Source organism: Hymenobacter cyanobacteriorum, assembly GCF_022631375.1.
Taxonomy (GTDB): Bacteria; Bacteroidota; Bacteroidia; order Cytophagales; family Hymenobacteraceae; genus Hymenobacter; species Hymenobacter cyanobacteriorum.
Genome location: NZ_JALBGC010000003.1, coordinates 754,729 through 772,407 on the forward strand (window position 1 = coordinate 754,729; position 17,679 = coordinate 772,407).

General features: G+C 61.0%; 14 protein-coding genes. All 14 read right to left on the reverse strand.

Annotated elements, in window-relative coordinates; all coding sequences use genetic code 11:
- Positions 1-818: 818 nt before the first annotated feature.
- Positions 819-2,453, reverse strand: coding sequence for an Ig-like domain-containing protein (locus MON38_RS12835; RefSeq protein WP_241936571.1), 1,635 nt, complete (start codon positions 2,451-2,453; stop codon positions 819-821).
- Positions 2,437-2,703: a hypothetical protein gene (locus MON38_RS12840; protein WP_241936572.1), complete on the reverse strand. Its 267-nt coding sequence runs from the start codon at positions 2,701-2,703 to the stop codon at positions 2,437-2,439. The genes MON38_RS12835 and MON38_RS12840 overlap by 17 nt, the downstream gene beginning before the upstream one ends.
- Positions 2,703-3,611, reverse strand: a complete 909-nt coding sequence (locus MON38_RS12845) for a class I SAM-dependent methyltransferase (RefSeq protein WP_241936573.1) — start codon at positions 3,609-3,611, stop codon at positions 2,703-2,705. The genes MON38_RS12840 and MON38_RS12845 overlap by 1 nt, the downstream gene beginning before the upstream one ends.
- 91 nt (positions 3,612-3,702) lie before the next feature.
- Complete coding sequence (gene mnmG / locus MON38_RS12850) at positions 3,703-5,571, reverse strand: tRNA uridine-5-carboxymethylaminomethyl(34) synthesis enzyme MnmG (protein WP_241936574.1); 1,869 nt, start codon at positions 5,569-5,571, stop codon at positions 3,703-3,705.
- 261 nt (positions 5,572-5,832) lie between these two features.
- Entirely contained in the window at positions 5,833-6,579 is a 747-nt protein-coding gene (locus tag MON38_RS12855) for a GNAT family N-acetyltransferase (RefSeq protein WP_241936575.1), read from the reverse strand.
- A gap of 148 nt (positions 6,580-6,727) precedes the next feature.
- Entirely contained in the window at positions 6,728-7,225 is a 498-nt protein-coding gene (gene ybeY / locus MON38_RS12860; RefSeq protein ID WP_241936576.1) for an rRNA maturation RNase YbeY, read from the reverse strand.
- Between the two features lie 28 nt (positions 7,226-7,253).
- A complete protein-coding gene (locus MON38_RS12865; RefSeq protein WP_241936577.1) occupies positions 7,254-7,700 on the reverse strand; it encodes an ATP-binding protein in 447 nt (148 codons plus the stop codon).
- Between the two features lie 162 nt (positions 7,701-7,862).
- Positions 7,863-11,399, reverse strand: a complete 3,537-nt coding sequence (locus MON38_RS12870) for a DUF4175 family protein (protein WP_241936578.1) — start codon at positions 11,397-11,399, stop codon at positions 7,863-7,865.
- A 123-nt stretch (positions 11,400-11,522) separates the two neighbouring features.
- On the reverse strand, positions 11,523-12,293 hold the full coding sequence (locus MON38_RS12875) for an exodeoxyribonuclease III (RefSeq protein WP_241936579.1): 771 nt from the start codon (positions 12,291-12,293) through the stop codon (positions 11,523-11,525).
- A gap of 115 nt (positions 12,294-12,408) precedes the next feature.
- Positions 12,409-13,956, reverse strand: coding sequence for a TolC family protein (locus tag MON38_RS12880; RefSeq protein WP_241936580.1), 1,548 nt, complete (start codon positions 13,954-13,956; stop codon positions 12,409-12,411).
- A gap of 156 nt (positions 13,957-14,112) precedes the next feature.
- Complete coding sequence (locus MON38_RS12885) at positions 14,113-15,474, reverse strand: HlyD family secretion protein (RefSeq protein ID WP_241936581.1); 1,362 nt, start codon at positions 15,472-15,474, stop codon at positions 14,113-14,115.
- On the reverse strand, positions 15,467-16,480 hold the full coding sequence (locus tag MON38_RS12890; protein WP_241936582.1) for an ABC transporter transmembrane domain-containing protein: 1,014 nt from the start codon (positions 16,478-16,480) through the stop codon (positions 15,467-15,469). The genes MON38_RS12885 and MON38_RS12890 overlap by 8 nt, the downstream gene beginning before the upstream one ends.
- A 269-nt stretch (positions 16,481-16,749) precedes the next feature.
- Positions 16,750-17,136 (reverse strand): hypothetical protein, encoded by a 387-nt coding sequence (locus MON38_RS12895; RefSeq protein WP_241936583.1) that lies wholly within the window; start codon positions 17,134-17,136, stop codon positions 16,750-16,752.
- Positions 17,133-17,552, reverse strand: a complete 420-nt coding sequence (locus MON38_RS12900; RefSeq protein WP_241936584.1) for a carboxymuconolactone decarboxylase family protein — start codon at positions 17,550-17,552, stop codon at positions 17,133-17,135. Before MON38_RS12900 ends, MON38_RS12895 begins: the two co-directional genes overlap by 4 nt.
- Between the last annotated feature and the right edge of the window lie 127 nt (positions 17,553-17,679).

The following is a 17,679-nucleotide window of genomic DNA, read 5'->3' on the forward strand; positions in this document are numbered from 1 at the left end:
CAAAAACCGAAAGCCCACTTTTCAAAAATCCGAAAACGTGTTGGCTAAAAATTCCGGCAGCCGGCTTTTCTGAAGCTCGATTCTGATTTTCTTTTCCCGTCCAGGTTTTCCCCAGTCTTACTTTTTGATTAAATTTTTTTCTTAAAAAGATTTTTTATTTCCACTCATTAGGTCGGTTGATAAGTGGAAAAGCCGGCCGGGTTATCCCCAGCGTGGATAACGTGGGGGTAAGCGCCGCCTTTTCCACCGGCTATACACCGGCAATGTGGAAAATATTTAGCTGTTTATCAGTTGGTTGATGCGATTTTCAACATCTCCACCACCTTTCCCCAAAAGTATTTCCCCACTGAAAACGGAGGTGTGGGAAGGCGTTTTGGCTGGGGGAAGTTATCCCCGGTTATCCCCGGCCGATTTGCCCTGCCACGGCAGCCTTCCAGCCAAAAAAACTTCTGCCCCACTTATCCCCGGGAGTAGTCGGTGTTTCCCCCAGGTTATCCCCGAGTTTATCCGCATTCAATAATCGATGTGGAAAACCTCGTGGAAAAGCGGTGGATTAAGCCAAAAAACGCGCGTCATTAACTGGAAATAAGGGTTAGTTATCCACTAATGTGGACAGTCTAAGGGTTTTTAACTGATTCTGCGGGCAGAGTCAAGCGCATCGAAAGGAGCGAAACCGAGGGAGAAAAAAGCGCAGGCCGCTGCTAACCGGTGCGTCCCGCGGGCGAAATGCCAATCTGAATAGCAAGGCCGGAAGGCCAAAAAAGCCACCAGTGGCCAAACCTGACAGATTGGCGCGCCACCATAAACGTGGGGTGGCGCTAGAATTTCAAGGCTTCGACCACATCGAAGCCCGCGCGGATTTGCACGGACTTGGGCACGAGGAATACGGGCTCGGGAGCCAGCAGCAGGTTAGGGTCGCCGCCACGCCAGCGGCCGTCGCCGTCGGCATCGATGAGCACGCGCAGGCGGTAGGTACCGGGCGGCATGTCGGAGAAAGAATAAGTGCCCTTGGGCGATTTGAGGCTGGCAATCACCTGGAATTTCTCGTCGAGCAGCTGCAGCTCGAAGCTTTTTTCGGCGGTGCTGATGGTGCCCGACAGGCTGGTGGATACGTCCTGTTCGCTCAAACCGAGGCGTAGTGGTTTCAGGCGGAGGCTTTGGCCGGTGATGGTGGTGACGGCGGTGCTGTCGAGGATGATGTCGAAACGGTTTTTAGCCTTGGTGTTGAAGCGCACGGCCAGCTGGGTGCGGTCGGGGTTGAGGGTGCCATCGGCGGGCAGGCGCAACGGGCGGCGGCGCAGCGAGTCTTCCACCAGCGTGCCGAAGGGCTTATCGGTGGCCACCCGCACTGGGACGGCAAACTGATATTTTACCTGCCCCTCAGGAAACACTGTGCGCGGGCTGCCTTCTACGGTATAGAGCGGCGGAACGGCCGCCTTCTTGGCCGCCGTGGGCGGGGCGGGAAACTTCAATTGCAGCGTGTCGCGGCTGCTGTTGCCGGTGCTGTCGGTGGCCGTGAGCAGGTAGCGGCCATCGCCTACGGTGGGCGTTTTATACACTACCACAGTACGGCCGCGCTCCACCAGCTGCGTGGCTTCGGCCACGGCCGCGGCGTTGGGAGCGGCCGGCAGCGGCGCCAGGCTGGCGGTGCGAAGGCCCTCGCTGTAGCTTAAGCGCACCTGGGTGGGGCTGGGCGTGCGAGTAGTGAGCAACGGCGGGCGCTGGTCGGGCTGCGTGAGCACGAGGGGCACAGTCGCGCCGGTGCTGCCAGCAATGGTGATGGGCGCCGGCAAGTAGGCAATTTTCTCGCCCTCGTCATAGCGGCCGTTGTTGTTCTTGTCGGCTACCGCATACAGCTTGTAGTCGCCGGCCTTGAGGAAATTCAGGCTGAATTTGCCCTCTTTGTCCGTAAGTACCGTGTAGTAGGGCCGGCCCTTACGCACGCCGGCGGTATCGGCCACGCGGTAGAGGCCAATGCTGGCTCCTTCCACGGCCCGGGCCGTGAGCACGTCGGTGAGCGAACCGCTCACACGGCCCGAATCGAGCTCGGGGCCGGTACTGAAAGTGAGGGCCGCATTTTTGGCCGGCAGGCCTTCGGTGATGTCGACGATGCCTTCGCGGAAATTGAAGCTGTAGGTAGTGTTGGCATCCAGCGGCTTGTCGAACAGCAGGGTGATGGCGCTGCGGTCTTCGCGCAGCTTGTAGGGGTTGTCTTCGGGCAGCTGGGGCGTGATGAGCAGGTTTTTGTTCAGGTCCTTGGTGACGACGGGCTCCGAGAAGTTGAGGCGCACGAACTGCTGCTTCACGTTGCGCGCGGCGCTGTCGGGCGAGCTGCTGATGCGGCGCGGTGGGGTGCGGTCGCGCGGGCCTCCTAGGGGCGGGGCCACGGCAGCGCAGCTTTCAAGCAAGGCAACCAGCGCCAGCAAAGCCAGCAATTCAGCGCGAACGGACATTATACAACAGCAGCGTGGTGAGCGTAAGAACAACAATGGCCGCTCCGATGCGCAGCCCCGTGCGGCGCGTCACTTCGTTGGTCGGCTCGGCAGGGCTAACGACCACAACGCGCCGGGCGGTATCGGCCACAAAGGTCGGCGCTGGTTTTTTGACGGAATCGGGCGGCGGCGCGGGCACGGTTTGGGCGCGGGCCACGGTGGCCAGCACGCCCACCGCCAGCATCAGCCGCCACCGGGCCGCCGGCCGCATCAGGCCCCTGCCGGCGTGCGCCGCCCGGCCACATAGAGCAGGCTCGAATATTGCCCCTCGTGCTGCTCAGCGTACTGGTTCGACTTGTAGCCGGCCTTCAGCACCGTGAGCAGGCCGCCGGCCCGCTCGGCCTTGTGCTTTTCGCTGAGCATGCTCACATAGTAGGCATCGAGCGGCATGGGCAAGGTCTGGCGGATGACCAGCTTGTGCTTTTTGAGCAGCTGGGCCATGGTTTTGGGCGCGAAGTGGTAGAGGTGGCGCGGTACATCGTAGGCCGCCCATAGCTCGCGGTAGTGCTGGGCGTCGAGGCTCTCCACGTTGGGCACGGCGATGAGCAGCACGCCGTCGGGTTTCAGCAAAGCCACCAGCTGGGCCAGCGTTTCGTTCAGGGTGTGAATATGCTCCAGCACGTGCCAAAGCGTAATTGCATCGAAGGTGCCGGGCTGAAACTGGGCCAGGCTCTCCTGCCCTATCGGCTGGCCGAGGCGCTGGCTGGCTTCCTCGCGGGCGCGGGCGTTGGGCTCGAGGCCGGCTACCTGCCAGCGCGCGGCTTTGGCGGCGGCCAGGAAATGGCCCGTGCCGCAGCCGTAATCCAATAATTTTCCCCGGCGCGGGGCCAGCTTGTTCAGCAAGCTCACCTTGCGGCGCATGGTGAAAAACCGGGCGACTTTGTAGGCCTGGTTCACGAATCCCTGCGCGGCGCTGTTGTGCGAAACGTAGGCGTCGGACTCGTAATACTTGCCGATTTCGGCCTCATTCGGCCGCGGGTTGGTGAACTGGAAGCTGCAGCCCGCGCACTGCACAATGGCAAAGCTTTCGTGGCTCACCGTGCGGTCTTCCACCACCAGCTTATTGCGGAATTCGGTTTTGCCGCAAACCGGGCAATTATCTAAACGTTCGTAGGACACGCAGGAATTATAAGTTTTGAGGGTTGAATGTTGAGTTGACCTTTGGAGCTTCCAAGAGAATCACTCAACATTCAACCCTCAAAATTCAACATTATCGGCCAAGGTACACCATCAGCACCGACACATCGGCGGGCGAAATGCCGCTGATGCGCGAGGCCTGCCCAATGGTTTCGGGCTGAATCTTGAGGAGCTTTTCGCGGGCCTCGTGCGAGAGGGCGGGCATGGCGCGGTAGTCGAGCCGGCCCTGAATCACGAAGTTTTCCAGCTCCTGCATGCGCTCGGCCTGCTGCTGCTCTTTCTGCAGGTAGGTTTCGTACTTGATGTTGATGATGGCCTGCTCCAGCGCCTCGGCGTCGTAAGCAGCCAGGGCTTCATCCAGCATGGGCAGGGCGCGGCGCAGGTCAGCCAACTCCACATTGGGGCGGCGCAGCAGGTTCACGGCGCGGGTTTTTTCGTGGATTTCGGCCGAGCCCAACTCCACCATGAGCGGGTTGATTTCGGCGGTTTCGATGGCGAATTTCTGAAACAGCGTGCCGATTTCGGCCGTTTGCGCTTCCTTCATTCGCACGCGCTCCAGGCGCTCATCCGAAGCCAGGCCCAGCTCGTGGCCCAGCGGCGTGAGGCGCAAATCCGCGTTGTCCTGGCGCAGCAGAATGCGGTGCTCGGCGCGGCTCGTGAACATGCGGTAGGGCTCGTCGGTGCCTTTGTTCACCAGGTCATCGATGAGCACGCCGATGTAAGCCTCGCTCCTTTTCAAAACGAACGGCTGCTTGCCGTGCACTTTGTTGTGCGCGTTGATGCCGGCCATCAGGCCCTGGCAGGCGGCTTCCTCGTAGCCAGTGGTGCCATTAATCTGGCCCGCGAAGTACAGCCCCGCAATAAGCTTGGTTTCGAGCGTGAGTGCCAGCTGCGTGGGCGGGAAAAAGTCGTACTCGATGGCGTAGCCGGGACGGAACATCTTGGCGTTCTCGAAGCCCGCGATTTCGCGCAGGGCGCGGTACTGCACGTCCTCGGGCAGCGAGCTGCTGAAGCCGTTGATGTAGCATTCCACGGTGCTCCAGCCTTCGGGCTCCACGAAAATCTGGTGGCGGTCCTTGTCGGCGAAGCGGTTGATTTTGTCCTCCACGCTGGGGCAGTAGCGCGGCCCCAGGCCCTTGATGCGGCCCTGAAACATGGGCGACTTCTCGAAGCCCTCGCGCAGGATGTCGTGCACCCGCTCGTTGGTATAGGTGATGTAGCAGGGGCGCTGCCGCGTCAGGCGCGGCGTATCGAGATAGGAGAATTTGCTGGGCACCTCGTCGCCGCCCTGCGCTTCCATTTTGGAGTAGTCGAGGCTGCGGCCGTCCACGCGGGGTGGGGTGCCGGTTTTCATGCGCCCGGCTTCAAAGCCCAACTCCACCAGTTGCTCGGTGATGCCGCGGCTGCCCTTCTCGGCCGCCCGGCCACCGCCGAAATTCTTCTCGCCGATGTGGATGAGGCCGTTCAGGAAGGTGCCGTTGGTCAGCACTACTGACTTACCCCGAAACTCAATGCCGAGGGCGGTTTTCACGCCCACCGCCGTGTCGTTTTCCACCACGATGCCGGTCACGGCTTCCTGCCAGAAATCCACGTTGGCGATGCCTTCCAGGGTCAGGCGCCAGGCTTCGGCGAAGCGCATGCGGTCGCTCTGTGCGCGCGGGCTCCACATAGCGGGGCCTTTCGAACGGTTCAGCATGCGGAACTGAATCATGGTCTGGTCGGTGATGATGCCCGACTGGCCGCCCAACGCGTCGATTTCGCGCACAATCTGGCCCTTGGCCACGCCGCCCATGGCCGGGTTGCACGACATCTGGGCGATGGTGTTCATATTCATCGTCACCAGCAGCACTTTCGAGCCCAGGTTGGCGGCGGCGGCGGCGGCTTCGCAGCCGGCGTGGCCCGCACCTACTACAATGACGTCGTATTCAGTGGTTTGAAACATAATCGTAGGAACACGCCAGGGGGCGCGGGAGGGGCCGCGCTGGCAAAACGGATAATAATAAATCGGGTAACGACGAACGCACCGTGGTGCGTTCCTACAAAATTACGCAATTCGGCCCCGGCGGCCATTGCCTGTGAAACGGTTAGCAGCCAGGGTTGCGGGACTGCTGTGGAGACGCGACACTTCGCGTCTCATCGTCCGCGCCGAGACAGCACCATTTAACCTAGCCCGTTCAACGACGAGACGCGAAGTGTCGCGTCTCTACAATTGTTCTGGCTCGCCAGTCGTCATGCCCTGCAAATCCTCCGGCAGCCACTCGGCAAAAAGCTCGGCCGAATTGGCCCGCACGGCTTCCCACGAAAACGGCAGCCACTGTCCGCTGATGCTGTCGAACACTTCCGTCGCGGCGGCGCAGGCGAAGAGCTTGTAGTCGAATTTGGGGTAGTCATTCACCAGGTAGCCGGGGTAGTAATAGTCGAGGTGCAGCCGGCGGGCGTAGTCGGTTTTCAGCAACAGTAAGTACTTGCCGAGGCTGTGCTTATGGTAAGCTGGGTCGTAGAAGTTGAGAATGCCGGCCAGCGTGCGTTCGCCATAATCGAGGATGCCAGCGGCAATGAGGCGGCCTTCGTCGCGCAACTCGATGATTTGGGTGTTGAACACGTTGTGCGTGGCGCCGCCCAATAGCACTGCCTCAATGGTCGGCGCGGCATCGAAGGTGATGGCAGCGCGGTAGCGGGCATACAACTCCTCGTATTCCTCGGTGAGGCGAAAAGTCCGGATAGTGGCTTTGAAGCGCGCATTGCGGCGCAGCAGGCGGCGCTGCTCCGGCCCCCACTCCACGTGTGGCAGGTCGATACGCAGCCAGTGGGCGGTGTAGAGCCGGCCGTCGAAGGGCACGAACTGGCAGGTGAACAGGTCCTGCTGCATCCGATAGTAGCCCTGGGCGAGGTAGAAATCCAGCGCATCGCCCCGGATAATGGGGAACTCGGCAGAAGAAGAGGCGGCCATAGATGGAAGCAGCAGCGAATAAACAGAACGTCATGCTGAGCTTGTCGAAGCATCTCTACCGCAGTAGTAAATAATTACTTACACGGTAGAGATGCTTCGACAAGCTCAGCATGACGTTTGTTGGTTATTTGTCTCGGACAAAGCCGGACTAGAACTTGCGCAGCGCCAGGCAGTAGTCTTCCTTGGCGCGCATGGCCGTCTGGCTCAGCAAGTCCTTATCGTGGTAGCCGAGCAGGTGCAGCACGCCGTGAATCATGACGCGGTGCAGCTCGTCGCGGAACGGGATGCCGAGGTCGTGGGCATTGTCGCGCACGCGCTCCACGCTGATGAAAATATCGCCTTCCAGAATGTCGGCGTCGTCGGAGTTATCGAAGGTGATGACGTCCGTCAGCGTGTCGTGGTCGAGGTACTGGATGTTGAGCCGGTGCAGGTAGTCGTCGGAGCAGAAGATGTACGTGAGCTGCACGATGCGGTGCTCGTGCACCTTGGCCACGCGCTCAATCCATTCCAACAGGCTTTCGGCGTCGGAAAGCTCAAAATCAGGCGCATCCTCCACCATGAACTCGATGCCGGGGGCCTCGTGGTGCAGCTCGCCGGGCGGAAAATTTTCGTGGTGGGGCGGGCCCATCGGCGGGGTGCTGTTCATGCGGAATCAGGCAGCCTATGGGGCTGAATTAGGCGGCAATGTGGTCGGCGGTCGAAGCTTCGTCGGCGGGCGCGGGCGCGAGCTGGAAGGTGAGCAGCAGGCAGCGGCCCTCCTTGCTGAACTCTACTTCATCGGCCAGGTGGCGGATGAGGAAGATGCCGCGGCCCCCCGGGTTCTCCAGGTTTTCGGGCGCCGTGGGGTCGTCGAGGTTGTCGTAGTTGAAGCCGGTGCCTTCGTCCTCAATCTCGAATTTAAGCTGTTGGGGCTCCACGTACAGCGACAGGTAGACGTTTTTGTCTTTGTCGAACTTGTTGCCGTGCCGGATGGCGTTGTTCACCGCTTCGGTCACGGCCACCATGATGTTGCCGTAGATATCGTCCTCAATCTGAAAGGTATCCTTCGAATTGTCGATGAAGCTTTCAACGACGCGGATGTTCTCAACGAGCGACGGAATCTGAATTTTTACCTGCTTCATAAGGTGATTTGATGGGAAGAGCGGCAGCGGTTTGGGGCGGCAAAAATAGTCTTTTAGCGCCAAAGCGCCACAACTATTTCTGCAGCATTCAAATGCCTGGTTCTAGCAGTACACTAATTGGTTAACGAAACTGCCGCCCGCTTGGATGGAAAGCCGTTCGGATTATTTGATTTTCTGGAAATATTCGCCCACTTCGCGTTGGTAGTACGGAGTCAGGTTCGGGGGTGTACTACGTAGCAATTCGGTCTGGCGTTCCTTGCTGGCCTTGTATTTATCGAACGCCGGCGGGAAAACCGGAGGCTTGTTCTGGGCGGCCTGGGCCTCGCGCTTGGTGTCCTGGTCGCGCTCGCGGGCCGACTTTTCCACCTCCAACAGGCGGGTGAGGATTTGCTGCTGGCGCATCATCGTTTCCTCGGTCAGGCGCTTGTTCACGAGGTCGGTTTCGGTTTGCTCCATCATTTTCTTGATGTCGCCGGTGCCGCCGCCGCCCTGGTCGCCTTTGCCATCCTTGCCGTTCTGGCCGCCTTCTTTGCCGTCTTTCCCATCCTTGCTCTGGCCCTGACCGGGCTGGCCGCCGCCCTGGCCCTGCGAGCCGCCGGGCTTGCCCCCCTGCTGCAGCTTATCGAGCTGCTGCATGGCCTGGCGCAGCATCTGCTGCTGGCCAGCCAGCTTGGCCAGCTCCTGCGACATTTCGCGGCCCGACTTGCCCGACTTCGACAGCTGCTGAATCTGCTCGTTGAGCTGCTGCTGCATCTTGCCCATGTTGCCGGGGCCGGGCTTACTGCCCTGGCCCTGCCCTTTGCCCTTGCCTTTTTTCTTGCCGGGCTTGCCCTGGCCGTCCTGCGGCTGGCCTTTGCCCGACTGGGCTTCCTGCTGCATCTGGTCGAGGGAGCTTTGCAGCATCAGGGCCAGGTTATTCATGCTGGTCATGGCCTGCTGCTCGGTAGCGGTGGCGCGGCCCAGGTCGCGCTGCTGAATATGGGTGAGCGACTCGTCCATGCGGCCGTTCATCTCGCCCACCTCGCGGGTCACGAAGCTCTGAATTTTGGGCTCTTTCTTGGCCAGGGCATAGAGCGAATCCTGAATGATTTTGGCATCGTCGCGCAGCTTGCGCTGCGTCTGGCCCAGCTGCACGAAGCGCGGGTCGGACTGGTCGACTTTGCGGAAATCCTTCATCAGCTGCTCCTGGTCGAAGCTTAACGTGAGGAGGTTATCAAGAATGTCGCGCAGGTCGTCGATGTTCTGCTGGGCCTGGTCGCTCTCCTCCTCGCTCATCTGGTCGCGCATTTTCTGCGCCATTTTCTTCATGCGGGAGGCGGCGCTTTTCTGCTGACCGGCGGCCTTTTTGTTCTGGTTTTTGCTCAGGCTCTGCTGGCTTTCCTGCATGTCCTGGTCGGTCTGTTCCTGGTCGGGCTTCTGCTCGTCCATGCCGTTCTGGTCGCCCAGCTCCTTGTCCATCTGCTTCAGGTCCTGCAGCTCCTTTTTCAGGTCTTCGAATTCCTTCTGGTTTTCGGCCTGCTCCTGCTTCAGCTGCTCCTGCTTGGCTTTCTGGTCTTGGTTAGAGAGCTTATTATCCGGGTTTTCCTTGTCGTTCTGCGCGGTTTTTTCGGCCAGCTTATCTTCCTGCTTGGCCAGCTCCTCCAGTTTGTTGGCGGTTTCCTCGGCCTTCTGTTCCAGCTGCATCTGCTTAAACATTTCAAGGGCACGGTCGAGCTCCTTTTGCAGGGTATCTTCCTTGTTCTCGAGCTGCTGCAGCAGCTTCTGCATCTCGGCGTCGGGCATCTTCTGCTCTTCCAGCAGCTTGCGCAGCTTCTCGTAGAGCTTCTTGGTTTCGGGGTCAAGCAGGTCGGCCATCAGCTTTTTTAGCTCCTCAGCCTTCTTGGCCAGCTCCTCGCTTTTGGGGCTGAGTTGGTCCTGTTTCTGCTGCAGCTGCTCGAACATCTTCTGCATCTGCTCCATCTGCTGGTTCAGCTGGTTTTTCTCGTCCAGCATGTTTTCCAGCTGCTTGCGGTCCTGGAAGCTCAGGTCGCGCTTGGTCTTCAGCTTGTCCTGCGACTTCGCCAACTCGCGCTCCAGCTTCTCACTCTGCTTGGCGGCCTGGCTCATCTGGCTGGCCACCGACTGTGCCTGGGCCTGCATCTCCTGGCGCAACTCGCGACGGCTGGGCAGGCGGAACTCCACCGGGCGCGTGCGGGTGGCCTTGGGGCCGTGCACACCGTCGTTGTCCCAGGCCTCCACGAAGTATTCGAGGCGGTCACCAGGCTGCATATTCAGCGCGCCCAGGTTCCAGGTGTAGGCGTAGGTGCCGGCGCTTTCGCGGGGCAAGCCCAGCGGCGTAGCGCCCGCGCGGCTGGGAGCCGAATTCGGACCCTGCCCGGCGCGGCGCAGCGCGTAGTGCAGTTCCAGCCGTGTCAAGCCGTAGTCGTCGCGCACGGTGCCGCCCAGCGCCAGAAAGCGCCGCGTCACGGTATCCGAAAAAGCTTCCAGCGTGAGCGCAGGCGGCAAATCGGGCACCGCCGTGAGTTGGTAAGAAATGGGGTCGCGGTTGAGGCTGGCTGGGTTTTTCAGGCGCAACAAGTACGGTTGCGAGCGCATGATGCGCCGCTCGGCGGTGAAGGTGCCATCATCGCCGGTGGCCGCCAGCGTTTCATCGGGGTTCTGAAAAACCAAGGCCAGTTCATCTGTAGCAGCTGTAGCAAACTCCCAGCGCACCGTACTGCCCTCGGGCACCGTCATGTTGCCACCGTTCTCAATGGTTTCGGCCGGCTTACCGGTGTAGGGCGGGTAGGTGATGTTGACTTTGAAATCGCGCAGATTGGGCCGTTCCAGCACCGTGAGCTGGTATTCGGGCGAAGCAAACCCCGCCCCTTTCAGCTGAAACGTCACGTCGCCCTGCGGCTGCTCAAAGGTGTAGCGGAACTGGTCACCCCGGCCTGCCACCTTGCTTAGCTTCCGCTCACCTTCGTCGAAGGCAATGCTCACGTCGGCCGGCAGCGCGTTGCCCGCCACGCCTACGTCCAGCGTAAAATCCTCGCCTTTGAAAGCGGTTAGCTTCGGGTTTTTAATCAGAAACTGAAAAGGCGCCGGCGGCGAATACGCCCGCTTGTAATGCCAGATGCGCTCCGTGCCCTGCACGAGAAAGCTGGGATAAAAGGCCAATAGCAGCAGCAGCACGGCCGCCGGAATGGCCGCGTACTTCCACAGCGGCTTGCTCTGCTGCTGAATGTCGATGCCTTTGGCAAAGGAAATGTCGCCCATCTGGGCGGCGCGCTGCTCCAGGCTGGCGGCAATCAGGGCGTTGTCGCGGGCCTGGCCCTGTAGCTGCAGGGCGTTCAGCAGACGGTCCTGCACTTCGGGGAACAGCTCCCCTACCCGACGGGCGGCCTGCTCGTCGCTCAGCAGGCGGCGCAGGTTGGTGAGGGCCGCCAGCGGTGTCCAAATCCAGCGCGCAAAGCTGTAAATCGTGAGGCCGATAAAGCCGAACAGCAGCCCGGCCCGCACCACGGTGGGCAGGTACAGGAAGTATTCAAGCCCGTTGAACACCACGAAAAAGCTCAGCAGCAGGGCGCCAGCCACCAAGCCGCCCCGCACCAGCAGGTTGAGGTAAAATTTGCGCTTGAAGGCTTCCAGCTCCGTCCGTACCCGCGCCAATGCGGGGTACTCAGCGGCCGTCGCGCCTTGCTCTATCGTCACCGCCATAAATCAAGTCTTAGTCGGGAAAGATACATCAGGATGCGGCGCTTGGTTCGATGTAGCGTGGACTCTGCGGGTCCGCGCATCACTCGAACGACATCAAGCATGCGCGGACTCGCAGAGTCCGCGCTACATTACTTCCACCCAGGCCGGGCAGTGGTCGGAATGCACCACGTCGGGCAACAGACCGGCGCCGGTCAGACGGGGTTGCAGCGCTGCGTCGGCTAGCCAGTGGTCGAGGCGCCAGCCCACGTTGCGGCCGCGCGAGCCGGCCCGGTAGCTCCACCAGGAATAGTGGCCGGTGGCCTCGCCGTGGTGGTGGCGGAAAGTATCCACCAGTCCATCGCCCAGGAAATCGGCAAACCACTGCCGCTCCTCAGGCGTGTAGCCGGGGCTGTTCTGGTTGGCTTTGGGGTTGTGCAGGTCGATGGCCGTCTGGCAGCAGTTGAAGTCGCCGCCGATGAGCAGCGGCGGCGTGCTGCCGTCGGCCCGCAGCTTCGCCACATAGTCACGGAAAAAGTGCAGCCACTCAATCTTGAAGGCCTGCCGCTCTGGCCCGCTCGTGCCCGAAGGCATGTAGGTGTTCAGTACCGACACATCCTCAAAATCGAGCCGTAGCACGCGGCCTTCGTCGTCGTAGCAGCTCTGGCCGCAGCCATGGATAACGGCTTTGGGCGTCATCTTCGTGAAGGTAGCCACGCCGCTGTAGCCGGGCTTCTGGGCCGGGTGCAGATAGGCTTGATAGCCCAGCTTCTCAAAGCCCGATACGTCCATGGCCTCGCGGCTGGCCTTGATTTCCTGCAGGCACAGCACGTCGGGTGCAGCTTCGGCCACCCAATCCAGCAGGCCCTTGCTCAGGGCCGAGCGCAGGCCGTTCACGTTGTAGGAAACGATTTTCATTCTGCAAAACTAACCGGACGAACAACAGAACGTCATGCTTCGGCTGCGCTCAGCATGACGTTTTCGCTTACCCGTTTTCGTTGTTTAACTTCTGCCTCTTCTTCGACGTCTCCCCTTAGCGTGTGGCATCTACCGACCGCGTGCCGGCGTAGTAGTACAGCTCGGCGCGCGACTTCTCGTAGCTGGCCCGCAGGCTTTCCTGCTTGATGCGCAGGTCGATGAGCTTGGTTTCGCGGGCGTTGATGAGGAAGATAGTGCTTTCGCCCAGTTCGAATTTTTGCAGCTCGGCTTGCAGCAGGAGGCGCTGGTTGGCAATGGTTTGGGCCTGCAGGGCGAGCTGTTGCTCGTAAGCCCGCAGGGTGTTGTACACGGAGTTGACCCGCGTCACGATGGTGCGCTGGCTCTGCTGGCGCTCCAGCGTGGTTTCCTTCACCTGAATGCGGGTGTACTGGAGCTTGCCGCGCTCGGCCCGCAGAAACAGCGGGAAGGAAAAATCGACGCCTACTTTGTAGTTGTCCATCCCAAAATTGTAGTAGGCAGGCATTTCCGAGCGGTAAAAATCGCCCTGGCTGAGCAGCACGCCACTCACGTTGACCTTGGGCTTGAGCATCTCGCGGCGGTACCGCTCCTCGATGCCGAGCTGGCTAATTTTGGCTTCCAGCTTGCGGAGCGTGGGGTGCTGGGCGGCGGCAAAATCGGTGAGGCGCTGCAGCTCGGCGCGGCTGATGGTGTCGAGGGCAGGCGACTGGGGCACGGCGTAGGTGGGCAGCTCGGCGGGCTGGCCGTCCTTGGTCCAGAGGTGGTTGGAAAGCACGAGGCGGGCGTTGAGCAGGTCCACGTCGAGCTGGGCGGCCTGCACTTGGCGGTCCTGCACCGTGATTTGGGCCTCTACGGAGTCGATGGGGGCCTGGTCGCCAATCTGGGCGCGGCGGGCGGTGCCCTGGAAACGGCGGTCGGCCAGCGCCACGCCTTCCTGAATGAGCGCCGCTTGCTGCACCGAGTAATACCAGGTCCAGTAGTCCTTCACGGCCTGCAGCCACACTTCGTTGATTTGCTTCACGCGGTCGGCCTCGGCGGCGTTCTGCATGGCTTTGGCCTGGCGCAGGGTGCTGCGGCGGGCGTCAATCAGCAGCCCCGCCCCAATGGGCACGGAGAGGCCCACCCCGGCCAGGCCGTTGACGGGCGTGCGGCTTTCGGGGTTCACATAGGTGCCCACATTGCGGTCGTAGCTGGCTTTCAGGTCGATGCCGCCGGGCCAGAGGGGGATTTTTAGCTCGTTGCCCCAGTTGTTGTAGTAGTCGATGCCGCCGAACTGCTTGCGGTAAAAATCGGAGCCCAGCTTGGGGTCGAAGCCGCCGCGGGCCTGCAGCACTTGGCTGCGGGCCTCATCCGAAAGCAATGCGGCCTGCTTCACAATGGGGTGGTTGGCAAACACCAAATCGGCCAGGTTCTGCAGCGAGAACACCTTGGCTGTGTCGCCGGGCCGAATGATGCTGAGCTGTGTGGTTTGGAGCGGCGCCCGTTCGAGGCCGGAGCGGCGAGTGGGCAGGCTGGGGTCCTGGGCCAGGGCCGGGCGGGCCAAAGCCGCAAACAGCAGCCACAGCAACAGCCCACGACTACTGCATTTTAGGTGAAAAAACGTGTTGGATATGATGGATAACATTATGATGGATAGCAATTTTCGTTAGTCGGGCATTCGGCGCGAGGGTGGCGCCTTACCCCCCTGACGCCCTCCCCAATGATAGGGAGCACCGGTCTTGATTAGGCATCCGGTTCTCCTGCCTTCGGAGAGGGGGCAGCAGAGGCGTCAGTCACCACCCTACTTTCCTTTCACTGGCGCATCATCCGGTTCGGCTTGCAGGGTGGGCGGGAAGCCGTTGAGCTGCCGCCAGATTTCATACCATATCGGCACCGAATCCAGAATAACCCAGCCCTGCACGCCCGAGCCCAGGCGGAGCTGCTTGGGCCAGCGCTTGTCGCCGGGCTGGGGCTGGGCCGGGCGCACCAGCAGGCGGTACTTGCCGCTGCCGGTGCTCACCACATCAATCACCGACACGAAGCCGCCGAACGTGCCCACCGCCGCCGAGGGCCAGCCCGAAAACTGGATGGCCGGCCAGCCATCGAACTGCAGCCGCACCTGCCGCCCGCGCTGAATGAGCGGCACGTCCATGGCCCGCACGTAGATTTCGGCCGCCAACAGCGGCGCTTCCGGCTGCAGCGTGGCAATGGATTCGCCCTCCTTGATGGTTTCGCCGATGCCCGCTTTGAGGGCCCGCACCACGTAGCCCGTCTGGGGGGCGCGCACCACGTACAGGCCGCGGCGCACCTCTACGTTGCTGATTTTGTTGCGCGTGGTGGCCACTTCGCCCTGCGAACTGGCGCGACTCGACACGGCCGAGCTGCGGTCGGAATTGGCCTTGGCCAGGTCCTGGGCGTATTTGGCGCGCAGGTTGCTGAGCTCGATGCGGGCGTTGGCCAGGGCCTGCTGGCTGCTGGCCACCTTGTTGCGGGCCGAAGTCACCTTGGCCAAATCTTCCTGCAGCTTGAGGCGGCGGGTTTCAATGTCAGTCAGCGAGAACAGGCCGTTTTTGTAGCCTTCCTCGTAGCGGGCCAGCCGGGCGCGGGTGGTTTCGTAGAAGTTCTGGGCCGCCACCAGGTCGGCGCGGTCGATGTTGAGGTAGTTGGCGGCCTGCTCTACCTTGTTGCGGGCCGATTCGAGCTGCACTTCCAGGGTGGTGCGCAGGGCGACAATTTGCTGGTCGGTGGCGGCTATTTTGGCGCCGTAGGCGTCCACGTTGGCTACTTTGGCGGCCAGCTGCTCGCGCAGGCGCTCGGGCAGGTTGGGGTCGAAGTATTCGTCCTTGATTTCGGAGATAGTGAGCAGCGTGTCGCCCTTGCGCACCAGCTGGCCCTCGCGCACGTTCCAGTGCTCGATGCGGCCCGCAATCTGGTTCTGCACGGTCTGGGGGCGGTCCTGCGGGGTGAGGGCCGTGAGCGTGCCCGCGCCGGCAATGGTCTGCCGCCAGGGCAAAAACAGCGCAATCAGAAACAGAATACCAACCACCAGCAGGATGCGGCCCAGCCGCCGGCTGCCCTGGATGCGCAGGAGTTCGGGGCGCGATTTGCGGGGCACTTTCTCCCACACTTCCTCGGCAACGTGTTGGTTCGAGAGGTTAAGCATGGCTGATGGCGGCGTGGTGAGAATCGAGGGGCAGGTCGGTGACGGCAGCCATTTTTTCCACCCCGGTCAGAATATCGAAAATGGTGCTCACGCCCGTCATCAGCTTCTCAATCGAGCCGCTGATTTGCACGATGAGCACTTCGGCAGCCACAAACTGGCCCAGCGTCATCTGGCGCGACACCACGAACAGCGTGCCCGCAATGAGCAGGCTGGCCGTGAGCAGCGTGCGCAGGGCCGTGGCGTAGCTGTAATAGGTCTTCAGCACCCGGAAATGGGCGTTGCGGGCGCGCAGGTAGCCGGCGGTCAGCTCGTCGGTGCGGGTCAGGGCCTCGTCTTCCCGGGCGTGGTCGGCGCGCACGTCGGGCAGGCGACCGGCCACTTGTTCCAGCCAGTCCACCAGCTCGTACTTGTAGGCCGATTCGGCAATGCTGGTGCGTAGCGCCCGCTGGTAGTTCACCGCATAAATGAAGACGAGGGCAATGATGGTGAACAAACCCAGGGCGATGAAAATGGGGTGGTAGAACGCCAGCACCAGCGCGCCAAACAGAATTTGCATGCCCGCAAACATCAAGTCAATCAGCAGCTTGGTGAGGCCCTTCTGCACCGTGAGCACGTCGAAGAAGCGGTTCACCAGTTCCTGCGGATTCTGGCCTTCTAACGCCTCGGGCTTGATGCGCGGCAGGCGGTAAGCAAACTCGACAGCGGCCTTGGCAAACAGGCGCTGCTCGATGGCCTCTACCATGGTGAGCTGCCCGATGAGCAAGATGCTGGCCAGCAGCACGCCGCCCACTACCACGGCAATGAGCAGGTAGGTAGAGCCGAACACGGCCCCGGTCGAAACCAGGTTGAAAACCGCCTGCGTGCCCAGCGGCAACGACAAGCTGACGAGGCCCGCCACCACGGCGTACCAGATGATGTGACGAATCGTTTTGCGCTCGGTGTCGAGCATCCGCGTTAGGCGTTGCCAGGGCGTGGGCGGTGGCAAAGTACTAGCGTATGAAGCCATTGATAAACGGTAAAAAAGAAACTAAACAGGCCGCTGCATAGCAGTTGTAACGGCAAAATTCAGAATCTAAATGCCCGTTTTCCCAGCTTTGTTACATGCTTAAATACGAATTAACCCGCTTTTAATAAGGTATTAACATGGTTTTAATTTCCTGCTTATCCGCTCAAAGGCCACAAAAAAGCCGCCCCACAAAATCGGCGGGGCGGCTTTTTGTAGCCTGGCGTTTAGGGGCGTAGGCAGCGTTGCAGGCACTCGGCCTACCGCCGGTGCTAAGCCATGGAATCGGTAGCGAAATATTCCAGCACGTGCCATTTCAGCATGCGCTCCTGTTCCTTCAGGTTGGCGAAGGGCACGGGGCGCAATAGCTTGTAGTGCGGCCAGCCGTCGGCGTCCACGTGCGTCTGCTCGTAGTGCCCGCTCAGGCTGAAAAGGCGGCAGGTAGCAATGTGCATCAGGTCCTGCTTTTGCTCTTTGGTAAAGGTGGCAATGCCCTGGTTCAGCTCCTGAATGCCAATGAGTAGCAACAGTGCATTCAGGTCGGGGCGCTTGGCGAAACGCTCCTCCATTTCCACCATCAGGGTTTCCCAGCGGGCGTCGAAGTCGGCTTCGGCCTCGGGGTGTTCGGCCGGGGCGGCGTGGTTCAGGTCCTGGCTCATGCGTGGGGCTGGCCGTCGTGTTCGGCTTTGTGGGCAGCCAGGTCGGCTTGCTCGGCGGCCCGCTCCCCGCTTCCCGCTTCCGATTTCAGAATTTCCCAGTACTCCACCGCGCGGCGGAAGTGCGGAATCACGATGCTGCCGCCAATGATGTTGGCAATGGCAAACACCTCGTAAATCTCCTCGTCGGTGAGCTTTTCCTCGAAGCATTTGCCCACGTGGTACTTGATGCAGTCATCGCAGCGCAGCACCATGGAGCAGGCCAAGCCCAGCATCTCCTTGGTTTTCACGTCGAGCGCGCCGGCTGCGTACGTGTTGGTGTCGAGGTTGAAAAACCGCTTGATGACCTTGTTGTCGGCCGCCATGATGGTGGCATTCATCCGCTGGCGGTATTCGTTGAATTCGGTTACTTGAGACATGTTGATTGATAAGAAGATAGAACGTCCTGCTGAGCTTGTCGAAGCATCTCGCGTGCAGCAGTAATCAGTGCAGTAACAACGAAGCGGTAGAGATGCTTCGACAAGCTCAGCAGGACCATTCTGACTG